Source organism: Vreelandella sulfidaeris Esulfide1 (assembly GCF_054072535.1).
This window is the reverse complement of record NZ_CM133364.1, coordinates 2,334,860-2,347,600: the sequence shown is the minus strand read 5'-3', so window position 1 is coordinate 2,347,600 and position 12,741 is coordinate 2,334,860. Positions and strand designations below refer to the sequence as shown.

Annotated in this window: 12 protein-coding genes; 9 read left to right on the top strand and 3 right to left on the bottom strand. The window is 53.6% G+C overall.

What is annotated here, in order from left to right; translation table 11 throughout:
* Window positions 1–4 precede the first annotated feature (4 nt).
* Window positions 5–1,318, bottom strand: coding sequence for a hypothetical protein (locus tag ACW44H_RS10990; protein WP_457504494.1), 1,314 nt, complete (start codon window positions 1,316–1,318; stop codon window positions 5–7).
* A 522-nt stretch (window positions 1,319–1,840) separates the two neighbouring features.
* Between ACW44H_RS10990 and ACW44H_RS10985 the strand changes: the two genes are divergently transcribed.
* Together ACW44H_RS10985 and ACW44H_RS10980 are read left to right on the top strand one after the other, a co-directional pair.
* Window positions 1,841–2,098 (top strand): type II toxin-antitoxin system Phd/YefM family antitoxin, encoded by a 258-nt coding sequence (locus tag ACW44H_RS10985; RefSeq protein ID WP_022990189.1) that lies wholly within the window; start codon window positions 1,841–1,843, stop codon window positions 2,096–2,098.
* A complete protein-coding gene (locus tag ACW44H_RS10980; RefSeq protein WP_457504492.1) occupies window positions 2,086–2,388 on the top strand; it encodes a type II toxin-antitoxin system RelE/ParE family toxin in 303 nt (100 codons plus the stop codon). The genes ACW44H_RS10985 and ACW44H_RS10980 overlap by 13 nt, the downstream gene beginning before the upstream one ends.
* 224 nt (window positions 2,389–2,612) lie before the next feature.
* Here the strand turns inward: ACW44H_RS10980 and rlmF are convergent, their stop codons facing one another.
* Complete coding sequence (gene rlmF, locus ACW44H_RS10975) at window positions 2,613–3,557, bottom strand: 23S rRNA (adenine(1618)-N(6))-methyltransferase RlmF (RefSeq protein ID WP_457504491.1); 945 nt, start codon at window positions 3,555–3,557, stop codon at window positions 2,613–2,615.
* Between the two features lie 130 nt (window positions 3,558–3,687).
* On the opposite strand from rlmF, the gene ACW44H_RS10970 reads away from it, so the two are divergent.
* The gene (locus tag ACW44H_RS10970) at window positions 3,688–4,296 is read left to right on the top strand and encodes a hypothetical protein (RefSeq protein WP_457504490.1); all 609 of its coding nucleotides are present in this window, start codon (window positions 3,688–3,690) and stop codon (window positions 4,294–4,296) included.
* A gap of 97 nt (window positions 4,297–4,393) precedes the next feature.
* Complete coding sequence (locus tag ACW44H_RS10965; RefSeq protein WP_457504489.1) at window positions 4,394–4,939, top strand: macro domain-containing protein; 546 nt, start codon at window positions 4,394–4,396, stop codon at window positions 4,937–4,939.
* 39 nt (window positions 4,940–4,978) lie between these two features.
* Here the strand turns inward: ACW44H_RS10965 and ACW44H_RS10960 are convergent, their stop codons facing one another.
* On the bottom strand, window positions 4,979–5,863 hold the full coding sequence (locus ACW44H_RS10960; protein ID WP_113269627.1) for a LysR family transcriptional regulator: 885 nt from the start codon (window positions 5,861–5,863) through the stop codon (window positions 4,979–4,981).
* Between the two features lie 159 nt (window positions 5,864–6,022).
* On the opposite strand from ACW44H_RS10960, the gene leuC reads away from it, so the two are divergent.
* The 5 genes from leuC (at window position 6,023) to ACW44H_RS10935 (ending at window position 12,736) form a co-directional block, all read left to right on the top strand.
* On the top strand, window positions 6,023–7,474 hold the full coding sequence (gene leuC / locus ACW44H_RS10955; RefSeq protein WP_457504488.1) for a 3-isopropylmalate dehydratase large subunit: 1,452 nt from the start codon (window positions 6,023–6,025) through the stop codon (window positions 7,472–7,474).
* Window positions 7,475–7,477: 3 nt separating this feature from the next.
* On the top strand, window positions 7,478–8,125 hold the full coding sequence (gene leuD, locus ACW44H_RS10950; protein WP_457504487.1) for a 3-isopropylmalate dehydratase small subunit: 648 nt from the start codon (window positions 7,478–7,480) through the stop codon (window positions 8,123–8,125).
* Between the two features lie 35 nt (window positions 8,126–8,160).
* On the top strand, window positions 8,161–9,240 hold the full coding sequence (leuB, locus tag ACW44H_RS10945; protein WP_457504486.1) for a 3-isopropylmalate dehydrogenase: 1,080 nt from the start codon (window positions 8,161–8,163) through the stop codon (window positions 9,238–9,240).
* A gap of 70 nt (window positions 9,241–9,310) precedes the next feature.
* Complete coding sequence (gene asd, locus ACW44H_RS10940; protein WP_113269631.1) at window positions 9,311–10,423, top strand: aspartate-semialdehyde dehydrogenase; 1,113 nt, start codon at window positions 9,311–9,313, stop codon at window positions 10,421–10,423.
* 183 nt (window positions 10,424–10,606) lie between these two features.
* Window positions 10,607–12,736, top strand: a complete 2,130-nt coding sequence (locus tag ACW44H_RS10935; RefSeq protein WP_457504485.1) for a type IV pilus assembly protein FimV — start codon at window positions 10,607–10,609, stop codon at window positions 12,734–12,736.
* Window positions 12,737–12,741 lie beyond the last annotated feature (5 nt).

Sequence of the window (12,741 nt, the reverse complement as noted above, 5' to 3'; positions counted from 1 at the left end):
TTCACTAGGACATTAGTAAACTGACGCCTGCGATCGCCCCCAGCGAAAGCAGGCTCATCATCGCCGCATACAGCAGGTTATTTTTCATCATGCGATAACCGCTTACCCCGTAGCGCCCCTGCAGGGAAAGGTTGATCCCCGAAAGCGGACCCACACTAGTGCCTACTGCCCAAGAGCTTAACGCCACAAACGCAAACACGGTCTGTTCACCGCTCTGTAAGTTAAGTATTGAGGCCAACACCGATATACCGATAATGGGGTGCAGGCCCGCTAGGGCGCTCAAGGTAATCGCGACAAAGCTAATCATCGCTTGGGGTGTGCCAAATCGGGTGAACAGCGTCCAGTCGCTGCCTGCCGCGGCTGTTACCAATGTTGAAAGGCCAATCGTCAAAAGACCCGCCGCTAAAAACAGCGAAATCTCCCCACGCATGGCGGGAAGTCGCGTGGTGGAGTGTTGATGAACACGCCGCAGTGTAAAGCGAGGCCCATGGGGTAGGTTGCTCAGCACTGCTACGCTTGGCAGCAGAAAGGTAATAATGCTGACAATGGTAAGGGCAGGGGTCAGCACGAAGTGAAACAACATCACTAACGCTGCCATCGCCACGGGCATCAACAGGCTGCGCGGCGCCAGCGAGTAACCATCCACCTCGCTAAGATCAAACCGGCGACGTAACTCCAGCGTGGTTAACAGCCCCGACAGCATCGCGATGGGAAAGCCCACTACGGCAATTTGCGCGTATTCAACCTCAGGCACCAGCGCGATCACTACGCCCATGGACGCGAAAAACGGCGACCAGAGCGCTGCGCTGGAAAGCCCGCGGTTAAGCGCCAACAGCTGCGGCGTTGTCAATGGCCCGCGCCGGGCCAACTTATCGCCCACCATAAACACGGTGGAGAGATTCAAGATCGTACCCAGAAAGTGAACGCCCAGCCAAGTGCGCAGTACACCGCCAGCCCCAGTGACTCGGGTTCCCGTTGCGCCCTTATTGCCTTGCTTGCCAATTAGCGAAATAAAGCTAACGCCCACCAGCATGGCCGCCACAAACGAATTGCCCTGCAACATCGCGGGCCAATCCACCTCAGCGCCGTAAATAAACCGGGCCACCAGCAGCATGCCCGCGCCCAGCGCAATCAATACGCCCGCTTGAACGCGCGAGCGCTTTGGAATATCCCGCCACAGCAGCACAACCGCCGCCCACAGCAAATAGCTCACCGCATGCGCGGTGCTCAACCAGCCGGTAAACCCAATAATTTGTGCGATCAAACCAAGCAAAATCAGCACGCCCGCCAAGCGCTGCCGAAGAGTCGTCTCTTGCATGCCAAACCCTTAATAGTGAATTAGCAGGCTAATCGGATTTGCGGAGGAAGGCTAGCGGTAAGCTGAGAGTTATGAAGCAAGAAGATTTAGTACACGCGAGAAGACTGGGCACCATTACTTGCGTAGCCACATTTTGTAGCGCGTGGTAACGAGCGAAGCGAGGCACCCGCGAATGCATCGCGCAGCAATGCCAAGACAATGCAACCAAACTAGCTGCTTAGCCCCAGATTAAAAAAACATTTTTTTGCATAGCCGCGTGACCTAAGGCGGACTTATAAATAAAGTAAGGTTAATGTGAAACCAATATCATTTTCAAAGCCCTTTCCTGCGACACGAACGACAGATCAATGGTTACATTCTCGATAACCAGTTCCGCAGCCGAGACCCTAAGTTCGCTGATCAGAAGGCAGCAGGCGGTAGAGGTAGCTCGAAACTGGGTTTTCGAAAGCCTCGTTAGCTGTGATTGCCTCACCGGCAAAGTGATACTATAGTATCACTTTCAATTTGAAGCAGGGTGAGCCCATGAAAGTTGAGCTTGTTACAAACCTTAAGCGTCAAGCTACAAAAATCTTGGCAGACCTGCACCTGTCCAAAGAGCCGGTACTGATCACGGAGCATGGTCAGCCATCCGCTTATCTTGTTGATGTGCAGGATTACGAATTTATGCAGCGACGACTTGAGCTGCTTGAGGGGCTCTCACGGGGAGAGCGCGCTGTGCTTGAGGGAAGAACGTACAGCCAGAGTGAGGCCAGGGAGAAAATGAGTAAATGGCTGAAGTAATCTGGACGGAGCCCGCCCTTCAAGAGTTGAATGCCATCGCCGAGTACATTGCTCTGGATAATCCTGCTGCCGCTAGTCATCTGGTTCAGGAAGTTTTCGATAAGACCGAGCGTTTGGAGGATTTTCCCCAATCCGGACGGATTCCTCCAGAACTTCCTAATTCGGTATATAGGGAGGTAGTGGTTCCACCGTGTCGCATTTTTTATCGTGAGGATGAGCAGCGGGTTCTCGTCCTCTATGTTATGCGGGAGGAGCGGCAGCTTCGTGCTTTCATGCTTGGGAACAGCTAACCAAGCGCGTCACTCGGATGGCTTTGTTTCCGTTTCGCTCCACAAAGCCACCGGTAAATGCCATGGTGGTGATCAACTACCAAGATCAGCTTCATTCAGGCACCGTTGAACATGCATCGTACTAACTGGTCGAGCATAAGCTAGACTTGACGGTTTTCCATCCGCTTATAGCGAAGTGATACCACAGCAGCTTTCACATAATCATGCGCTACCTTGGGAGCGGCTTACATGAATTTCCAAGCCAGTACCCTCGTCACCTTATTCCCCTGCTTCATCTCTATTTCCCTTATCTCTACTGCTCCAAGCTTACGAATCAGCTTCTTTGCAGGCTTAACATTGTCGGCTTTTGAAACCAGGCTGCTAAACCAGCGGCATTGAGTTGAATATACCTGGCTTTCTCTGATTAGCTTCTTCAGAAACAGCTGTTCGCCGCCCTTACACCAGAGCTCTACTCCCAGACCGCCAAAATTAAGCGTAGGCGATTGGGTTGTTGCTTTCTGTTCACCGCGACTATGCGCAAGGTTATTGAGTTTACGCTGACTGCCTTTCAGGGCTTCATCGAGCGAGGCGTGAAAGGGTGGGTTGCATACGCTAACGTCAAAGAACTCCCCAGGTTGAATGATCCCTTCAAAAATATGGTTTTTGTCGTGCTGTGTTCGCAGCGTGAAGCGATCTTTGAGCGTGGGGTTGTTGGTAATAATCGTGGCCACGTTCTCAAGCGACTGAGCGTTAATGTCGCTACCCACACACTGCCAACCGTAAATTTGGCAGGCCAGTAGCGGGTAGATGCCATTGGCTCCCGTCCCGATATCGAGCAACTTGATGCTGCGTTGTTCACGTTCGAGCCCAACTAAGTCCGCCATGTAATGGATATAGTCGGCTCTGCCTGGGATGGGAGGGCAAAGCGCGCCCTCTGGAATATCCCAATCGACAATGTTGTAGTATCTATTTAATAACGCGGCGTTGAGTGTTTTTACGGCCAGTGGGTCTGCGAAATCGATGGAAAGGTCGCCATAAGCGTTCGGTTTCACATAGGGGGCTAGTGCTGGGTGGCTTTTCACAAGCGCTGGGAAATCATAGCCTTGGTTGTGTAGATTCTTCGGATGCAGGCCTTTGCGAACAGGCGTGCCTCGGCTTTTGTCACTTCGATGGTGGGTGTTCACAGTCATAGGCCCGAGGCTTGGCGTTTAAATACTTGGTCTTTAATAGCTGAGTGGGTTTGGCTTAGCCTGTGATTATAACCTTAATGGTCGTTTGGCTGAAAAGTTGGCAAATGCGTTACTAAGGATGTGCTATAGAATGAAAGGCAACATACCGCTCTGGCTCAAAATCAGTTACACCATCATGGTTCTGGTGATCATTCCGGTATATTGGCGTGACCTGGGGCCTGCTAATTTTCTGTGGTTTTCGGACATTGCGCTCTTTTCTTTGGTGGCTGCTTTGTGGTTTGAGAACCGGCTAATCAATAGCACGATGGCGGTGGCGGTGTTCTTTCTCGAGTCAGCTTGGGTGCTTGATTTTCTAACGGGTGGCAACCTGATCCAGATAAGTGCCTACATGTTTGATCCTGACACCGCGATGCATATCCGCATTATTTCAGGGCTTTTTCACATCACACTACCGCCGGTGTTGCTGTACCTGCTGGTAAAGCTGGGATACGACAAGCGAGCACTGTTGCTGCAAACTATTATTGCTCTGGTGGTGTTGCCGGTCACCTATTGGGTAACCGAGCCGGAGAATAATGTTAACTGGGTGTATGGGCCGGCAGGGCAGCAAAACGTACTACCTGATTATCTTTATCTGGTAATACTTGCCACCGTTCTGATCGTGTTTCTTTATATTCCTTCTCACTTGCTTTTTAAGCGTTTATTTAGCCACAAAAAATGTTTTGCCAGTAAAAGCGAGTAAGTCTTCAAGGCTGAAAACGTAAGGAAACCGTGTTGGACGAAATGCGTGAAGCCGGGGCGATCATTGATATGTCTTAATAGGTGGAGGTGCAGTGTTTATGAGCAATAAGAGCAAAATTAGCGTGCAGTGCGTGGTGGGCGATATTGCCCAACAGCCCGATGTAGACGCGGTGGTCAATGCCGCCAATGCGCAATTGCGAACCGGCGGTGGTGTTGCCGGGGCGCTTCATCGTGCCGCCGGGCCGGGTCTGGCCGAAGAAGGCCAGTCAATGGCGCCCATCACTCCGGGCCAAGCGGTGCTCACCGGCGGCCATGATTTGCCTAATCGCTGGGTAATTCACTGCCTGGGTCCGGTATACGGCATCGACAAACCAGCAGACCAACTGCTGGCGGACTGTTACCGCAATGCGCTGGCATTGGCCGACGAGCACGGTATTGAGCGGCTGGCTTTCCCGGCACTGTCTACTGGCGCTTTTGGCTACCCGGCGGAAGAGGCTGCCGAAGTGTGTGCGGCTACCCTTGAAGCAATACTGCCGAGCTTGCATAAAGTGCGCCTGATCCGCTTTGTGCTGTTCGACGAAACTGCTCGGGATACCCTTCATCAAGCATTGGCTCAACGCTTCACCATCGACCCGGCAGGTTAACTGCCGGGCCACTTATTGACATGGATAGCGAATTTTAAGCTATCTAGCGGCTTCAAGCTCTTCAATCATCCTGCGCGCTGCATTAGAAAGCGTTCGATTGGTATGCACTAAATAGCCCAGCGGTCGGTAAATAGGTGGGGTGTCTACCCTAAGCTCCACCAGTTCGCTGTCGATCATTTTTTCCGGCAGCAGGCTCCAGCCTAATCCGACGCTGCACATCATTTTTAGCGTTTCTAAATAGTTGGTCGCCATGCTCACCGGTAGTTGCAGGCCAGCTTCGCTAAAACGCTTTGCGATAAGCGATCCTGTGAAGGTTTTTGCTCCCGGCATGACACAGTTGTAGTCGCATAGATCTGCCAACGACAGCAGGCTTTGAGAAGCGGTGGTTTGGGTGGCCAGCGGGTGGTCGTTCGCGCAGGTAAAACAGAGCCGGTCGCGCCAAAGTTCAACAACCTGTAGCTGCTCATGAGGGTGGGGGGCGAGGGTTACCACGGCCATTTCCAGTGTGCCGTCCAACACGCCCTGGTAGGCCAATTCTGAATCCAGAAAGTGCAGGTCTAACTCTACTTCTGGATGACGCTGGGTGTACTGCTTTAACAAGGGTGGTAAGCGGTGCAGGCCAATGTGGTGGCTGGTGGCCAGGGTGAGTTTACCGCCTACTTGGCCAGAAAGATTGGCGAGTGCTCGGCGGCTGTCCTCAACGGTAAACAGAATATGCCGCGCTTGTGGCAGCAGCACATTACCGGCTTCGGTTAGCGCAATGCGCCGCCCTATGCGGTCAAACAAGCGTGCGCCCACCTGAGACTCCAAGGTGGCGATGCGTTTGCTAACGGCGGGCTGGGTAAGATAAAGCTGTTCCGCCGCCCGCGAGAAACTTTGGGTCTCAGCAACGGCCAGAAAGGCTTGTAAGCTCTGGGTATCCATTGACGCATCCTTGAATAGGTATTCCTATATGGAATCCAATCTATGAATAACATGAATTGCTTTTATGTACGAGTCGCGTAACACTCGTGCTATCGAAATATAAGCAGCACGCAGAGGCTGCCATACCGAACTAGCAGGGCAGTCGCCCAGGAGAGCCATATGTCAGGTCAAACCCTTTACGACAAGCTTTGGAACCAGCACTTGGTCAAGCAGCGCGATGACGGCACCGCGTTGATCTACATCGACCGCCAGCTGCTGCACGAAGTGACTTCACCGCAAGCGTTTGAAGGCCTGCGTTTGGCAAACCGCAAACCATGGCGCTTGGATGCCAACTTGGCCACGCCTGATCACAACGTGCCGACGACCATTAAAGAGCGCGCCGAGGGCAATAGCGGTATTAAAGACCCGGTATCGCTGATTCAGGTACAGACCCTGGACGATAACTGCCTTGAGTACGGCATCGAAGAGTTCAAAATCAACGACCCACGCCAGGGCATCGTGCACGTGGTCGGCCCCGAGCAGGGCGCAACGCTTCCGGGCATGACCGTGGTATGTGGCGACTCCCACACCGCGACCCACGGCGCATTCGGCGCCTTGGCTCACGGTATCGGCACGTCAGAGGTCGAGCACGTGATGGCGACCCAGTGTCTGCTGGCGCAAAAAATGAAGAATATGCAGGTGCGCGTGGAAGGCGAGCTGGGTTTGGGCGTCACGGCTAAAGACGTGGTGCTGGCGATTATCGGCAAGATCGGCACCGCTGGCGGCACTGGTTATGCGATTGAGTTTGCCGGTAGTGCGATTGCTTCGCTCTCTATGGAAGGGCGCATGACGGTGTGCAACATGGCCATTGAAGCAGGTGCACGGGTAGGTTTGATCGCGGTCGACGACACCACCATTGATTACCTTGGCAAGCGTCCCTTTGCGCCTACCGCTGAGCAGTGGGAAGCAGCCGTGGCGGATTGGCGCAATCTGGTGTCTGATGACGATGCGCAGTTCGATAAAGTTGTTACTTTGCAGGCTGAAGAGATCGAGCCACAGGTGAGCTGGGGTACCAGCCCGGAAATGGTTACTGGTATATCCGGTCAAGTGCCTGATCCGTTCGCCGCGCTGGATGAAACCGTGCAGCGCAGCCATACCCGCGCACTGGAGTACATGGGGCTTCACGCCAACCAGAAAATTACTGATATCAAGTTGGATAAAATCTTTATCGGGTCTTGCACGAACTCGCGTATCGAAGATTTACGCGAAGCCGCCAAGGTCGCCAAAGGCAACAAAGTCGCTGATTCTATCAAGCTGGCCATGGTGGTGCCGGGGTCTGGCTTGGTGAAACGACAAGCCGAAGCGGAAGGTTTGGATAAGATATTTATTGAAGCGGGCTTCGAGTGGCGTGAGCCCGGCTGCTCCATGTGTTTGGCCATGAATGCGGATAAGCTGGGAGCCGGTGAACACTGCGCCTCTACTTCTAACCGTAATTTTGAAGGGCGCCAAGGCTACGGTGGCCGCACGCACTTGGTTAGCCCTGCGATGGCAGCGGCAGCGGCGATCGCCGGTCACTTTGTTGATGTGCGGACCTTGCCCGCCAACGACGCCACTCACGCGCAGGAGGCCTAAGCCATGAAAAAATTTACTCGTTTTGAAGGCGTAGTAGCGCCCCTTGATCGCGCCAACGTCGATACCGATTTGATTATCCCGAAGCAGTTTTTGAAGTCGATCAAGCGCACCGGCTTCGGCGTTAACCTGTTTGACGAACTGCGCTACTTGGATGAAGGTCAGCCGGGGCAGGATTGCTCACAGCGCCCGCTGAACCCAGACTTCGTCTTAAATCAGCCGCGCTACAGCGGCGCTGAAATACTGTTGACGCGGCGCAACTTTGGCTGCGGCAGCTCTCGTGAGCACGCGCCTTGGGCACTGGAAGATTTCGGTTTCAAAGTGGTGATTGCGCCCAGTTTTGCCGATATTTTCTATAACAACTCATTCAAGAACGGCATATTGCTGATCACTTTCCCGGAAGACGTAATTGATCGCCTGTTTGCCGAGGTAGACGCTAACGAAGGCTACCCGTTGGATGTGGATTTGGAGAATCAGCGGGTTATTACTCCCAGCGGCGAGATTTTAGAATTTGAAGTGGATGAGTTCCGCAAGCACTGCCTGCTGGAAGGGCTTGACGATATTGGTCTGACGTTAAAAGACGAAGACGCCATTCGTGCTTTTGAGCAGAAGCATAAAGCCGCACGCCCCTGGCTATTTCGTCAGTCCGCGTAAGTCAGTCTTCAACTATTAAATGCTAAGGATTCAGCATGACGCATAAGGTTTTATTGCTGCCGGGTGATGGTATTGGCCCTGAGATTGCTGCCCAGGCGGCACGGTTGTTGAAAGCGTGCCAAGAAGCAGGCTTGGATATTGAAGTAGAAGAAGGCTTGGTGGGCGGCTCCGCTTATGATGTTCACGGCGAACCGCTGCCCCCGGAAACACTGGAAAAAGCCAAAGCCGCTAGTGCAATTTTGCTGGGTGCCGTGGGTGGCCCCAAGTGGGACAAAATTGAAGATCTTTCCAAGCGTCCTGAAAAGGGCCTGCTGGGCCTGCGCAAAAACCTGGGTTTGTTCGGCAATTTACGACCGGCAATGCTCTACCCGCAGTTGGCCAGTGCCTCAAGCCTGAAGCCAGAGCTGGTCGCTGGGCTGGACATCATGATCGTTCGCGAACTCACCGGTGGCATCTACTTCGGCCAGCCGCGTGGCATTGAAGTACGTAACGGCGAGCGGGTCGGTTTTAACACCTATATCTACTCCGAGAGCGAAATTGAGCGTATTGGTCGCGTGGCGTTTGACATGGCCCAGAAGCGCGGCAAGAAGCTTTGCTCGGTGGATAAAGCCAACGTACTGGAAGTCACCATTCTGTGGCGTGAAGTGATGGAGCGTTTGGCGCCAGAGTACCCGGACGTCGAGCTAACGCACATGTACGTCGATAACGCCGCCATGCAGCTGGTGCGCGCGCCCAAGCAGTTTGATGTGGTGGTCACCGGCAATATGTTTGGCGATATTCTCTCTGATGCCGCCGCCATGCTGACCGGCTCCATCGGCATGCTGCCTTCTGCCTCGCTGAACGAAAGCGGGCAGGGCATGTACGAGCCGTGCCACGGTAGTGCGCCGGACATCGCCGGTAAAAATGTGGCTAACCCGCTGGCGATGATGCTCTCTGTAGCTATGATGCTGCGCTATTCACTGAATGAAAATGCCATGGCAGAGCGCATTGAAGCTGCCGTAGGCAGCGTATTGGATGAGGGGCTGCGCACCGCGGATATCGCCTCAGAGGGTATGCAAACTATCGGCACCGACGCCATGGGCGATGCAGTGCTGGCAGCCTTTGCTAAGCAGTAAGAGCGGTTTCAAAATCAGCGTAAAGAAGTGTGTATAATAGAGGCACTCATTCTTTACAGGAGGACTTCATATGTTGAAAGTCGGTTTCGTGGGATGGCGCGGTATGGTTGGCTCAGTGCTGATGCAGCGCATGCAGGAAGATGGGGATTTTAACGGTATTGAGCCGGTATTCTTCACCACTTCCCAGGTTGGTCAGCCTGGCCCCGATATCGGTGTGGACGTCCCTCCGCTGAAAGACGCCTATGATATCGAAGCGCTTAAAGCGCTGGATGTCGTCGTCACCTGCCAAGGCGGTGATTACACCAAACCGGTCTATAAAGATCTGCGTAGCGCAGGCTGGAAAGGCTACTGGATCGACGCCGCCAGTACTCTGCGTATGGAAGATGAAGCAACGATCGTGCTGGACCCGGTTAATCGCAAGGTGATCGACGATCAGCTGGCCAAAGGGGCTAAAACGTTTGTCGGTGGCAACTGCACTGTCAGTCTGATGCTAATGGGCTTAGGCGGTCTGTTTGAAGCCGATATGGTCGAGTGGATGACCTCCATGACCTATCAGGCAGCTTCTGGCTCGGGCGCTAAGCACATGCGTGAATTGCTCAACCAAATGGGGCAGCTGCGCGACAGCGTAGGCGAAGAGCTAAAGGATACCTCTAGTGCGATCCTGGATATTGATCGTAAAGTCACCGCCGCTATGCGGGGAGGCGACTTCCCGATTGACAACTTTGCTGCGCCACTTGCCGGTGGCCTGCTGCCATGGATTGATAGCAAGCTCGAAAATGGCCAGAGCCGCGAAGAATGGAAAGGCAGCGTTGAGACCAATAAAATTCTTGGTCTTGGTGATAACCCGATCCCCATTGATGGTCTTTGTGTCCGTATCGGCGCGATGCGCTCACATAGCCAGGCGTTCACGATCAAGCTGAAGCAGGATGTGCCGATAGACGAGATCGAAGAGCGTATTGCCAAGCACAATGAGTGGGTCAAGCTAATCCCGAATGATAAAGATGCCACCATCGCTGGGCTAACGCCGTCTGCCGTAACGGGTACGCTGCAGGTACCGGTTGGCCGCCTGCGTAAGCTGCAAATGGGTGGTGAATATCTATCTGCGTTTAGCGTAGGTGACCAGTTGCTGTGGGGCGCTGCAGAACCGCTCAAGCGGATGCTGAAGATTCTACGCGAACAGTAAAAAGCTTGTGTAGTACGCCAATCGAAAACGGGAAGCTGTATGCAGCTTCCCGTTTTTTTACGTCTTTATTAATCACAGTAGTGGGAAAAGTGGCGCTATTTCGTTAAGTTATAATTAAATTGGAGTAATACAATAAGATTGCTTCATCGGTTAAAGAGTATGTGGCGTCACCAGGGAACATTCATGAAAAATACACTGACATGGATTACATGGCTCTCGCTGAGTGCAGTTAGTCCTTTCGCGCTGGCCGTTGGGTTGGGGCAGGCGAATGTCAGCTCCTATTTGGATGCGCCTTTAGACGCCTCAATACCTCTGCTGGAAAGCAGCGATTACGCGCCTGATGATATTCGTGTCAGCGTTGCCGAACCGTCAGATTTTGCCGCAGCAGGGCTTGAATGGACGCCGTTAGCAGCCAGTGTGCGCGCTCGGGTTCAAGAGCAGCAGGGCCACCTTCAAGTGCGCTTAAGTTCACAGCAGGCGATGGAGGAGCCTTGGCTGGAGCTACTACTAACCATTGAATACCCTGGTGGGCAGCAAGCGCATGATGTGACCCTTCTGTTCGACCCCCAGGGCTATGCGCAAACCGCTTCTACTGTCCAAGTCGCCACTGCCACCGCGCAAAATACCACTGCTGCAATGCCAACGGTTGCAGCCAATCCGACAACCCCACCGCGTGTAAACGAACCTGACAAGGACCGTAGTGCCTATGTGGGTAGTGGCGATACGCTTTGGGGGGTCGCAGAACGCGTCAAACCGCCACAGTCTAGCGTTCAACAGATGATGGTGGCGCTGTTGGAAGCCAATCCCGATATTTTTCCGAGCGGGAATATACATGACATGCGTGCAGGCCAAACGCTGCGTATACCCGATCGTGAGCGTATTCTGGCGCACCCTCATCGCGATGCGGATGCGGCGATTAAAGCGATGAATGAAGCATGGCGCGCCCGCCGCAATGGCACACTGCAGGCGACGCCGTTACCTGAAAATGAAGCTATCGCTGTTTCAGACATCGCTGTAGACGCTACCCAAACCCTTCATGAGGAAGGTGATGAGGCAAGTGTTGAGGAAAGTGGTGAAGCAAGTAGCACGTTTAAGCCCGACAGTGCACTGGTTGCGGGCGGGACTGAACCAAGTGAGCCTGACGCGGACGAGCCCAAAGTAAACGATCAAGCAGTGCTAGAAGAGGCAACCAATGAGCCCGAGGCGCTAACCCGGGCAGAGTTAACCGAGCAACTGCGCTTAAGCCAAACGACACTCCAGCAAGTACTGGAAGAGCGTGCATTAATGCGTGCCGAACTTAACGAGCTTAGGGGCGAAGTCGCCTCGCTGACGCAGGCGTTAAGTGAGGCGTTGACTGCCCGAGAGCAAGAGCCCGCGCCGCTCGCCGCCAGTATGGGGGAGGACCAGAGTGTGTCCGCCTTGATGGCACGCTACCAGTGGCCTCTGGCGTTAGTTGCCATCGCACTTTTGGTGGCGCTGTTGGTATGGTTACGCAAACGCCGGGAAGATACCTGGGAAGATAGCTCATTTGCTGAGCCAGTGGTAAAGCCTGCAGTCACTCCTCGCGCAACAGCCGAGGCAAAAGTTAGGCATGAGGCTGCCCCCGTCATTTATCCCGCGCAATCGAATGATGCTGACGTTAACGCGCAGCAGAATGGGACCGAGAAAAAAACAGCCATTAAGGAAGAGCACGAGTTCGAGACCAAGCCCGAATTCAATAAGCCCGCTACTCAACCAGTTTCGTCGCTCAATCCCGATCAATGGCTGGTCAATGATCAAGAGCAGGCGCTTGAGTATGAAGGCACGCTCAGCTATGAAAAGAGCTATGAAAAGAGCTATGAAAAGAGCTATGAAAAGAGCTATGAAAAGAGCCAGGCAGCCGGTTTGGCGGAGCAGGGGCGCCGGCAGCGTTTAGGGCTGGAGGTTAACAGGTCTGAAAACGTTTCCTTAGCACCGCCGCCCAGCGCTGAGTCCATGCGTCAAATGCTGGCTTCTCTCAATGCGGATTTGGGGGCGACTGAGCGAGTGGCCGCGGTTCAGGTACAGCCAACAGAGAAAGGCTACGAAGCGTCTGACGATGCTAGGCATCGCTCTGTCGATTACCACCCACCTAGCTTGAATGGCGCCGTAAAAAGCAGTGTGGAGCAACGTGGCGAAAACCTACTGCAACCGACGGTGGAGTTTACTACCGAAAGTCCCCCGCCCACGGTTAAAAAGCCACGTCGACCGATTGAAGAAGAGTGGGAAATTGAAGAGGTAGCATTCAAGCCACGAGGGCTGGATAATAGCGAACCTTCAAAATCTTCAAAATGACGTGG

Bases quoted from the DNA above. Each gene is read 5' to 3' on its own strand.
- ACW44H_RS10990 (WP_457504494.1), bottom strand. From the start codon at position 1,318: ATGCAAGAGACGACTCTTCGGCAGCGCTTGGCGGGCGTGCTGATTTTG.
- leuD (WP_457504487.1), top strand. From the start codon at position 7,478: ATGAAAAAATTTACTCGTTTTGAAGGCGTAGTAGCGCCCCTTGATCGC.
- leuB (WP_457504486.1), top strand. From the start codon at position 8,161: ATGACGCATAAGGTTTTATTGCTGCCGGGTGATGGTATTGGCCCTGAG.
- ACW44H_RS10970 (WP_457504490.1), top strand. From the start codon at position 3,688: ATGAAAGGCAACATACCGCTCTGGCTCAAAATCAGTTACACCATCATG.
- asd (WP_113269631.1), top strand. From the start codon at position 9,311: ATGTTGAAAGTCGGTTTCGTGGGATGGCGCGGTATGGTTGGCTCAGTG.
- ACW44H_RS10960 (WP_113269627.1), bottom strand. From the start codon at position 5,863: ATGGATACCCAGAGCTTACAAGCCTTTCTGGCCGTTGCTGAGACCCAA.
- ACW44H_RS10980 (WP_457504492.1), top strand. From the start codon at position 2,086: ATGGCTGAAGTAATCTGGACGGAGCCCGCCCTTCAAGAGTTGAATGCC.
- ACW44H_RS10935 (WP_457504485.1), top strand. From the start codon at position 10,607: ATGAAAAATACACTGACATGGATTACATGGCTCTCGCTGAGTGCAGTT.
- ACW44H_RS10985 (WP_022990189.1), top strand. From the start codon at position 1,841: ATGAAAGTTGAGCTTGTTACAAACCTTAAGCGTCAAGCTACAAAAATC.
- leuC (WP_457504488.1), top strand. From the start codon at position 6,023: ATGTCAGGTCAAACCCTTTACGACAAGCTTTGGAACCAGCACTTGGTC.
- rlmF (WP_457504491.1), bottom strand. From the start codon at position 3,557: ATGACTGTGAACACCCACCATCGAAGTGACAAAAGCCGAGGCACGCCT.
- ACW44H_RS10965 (WP_457504489.1), top strand. From the start codon at position 4,394: ATGAGCAATAAGAGCAAAATTAGCGTGCAGTGCGTGGTGGGCGATATT.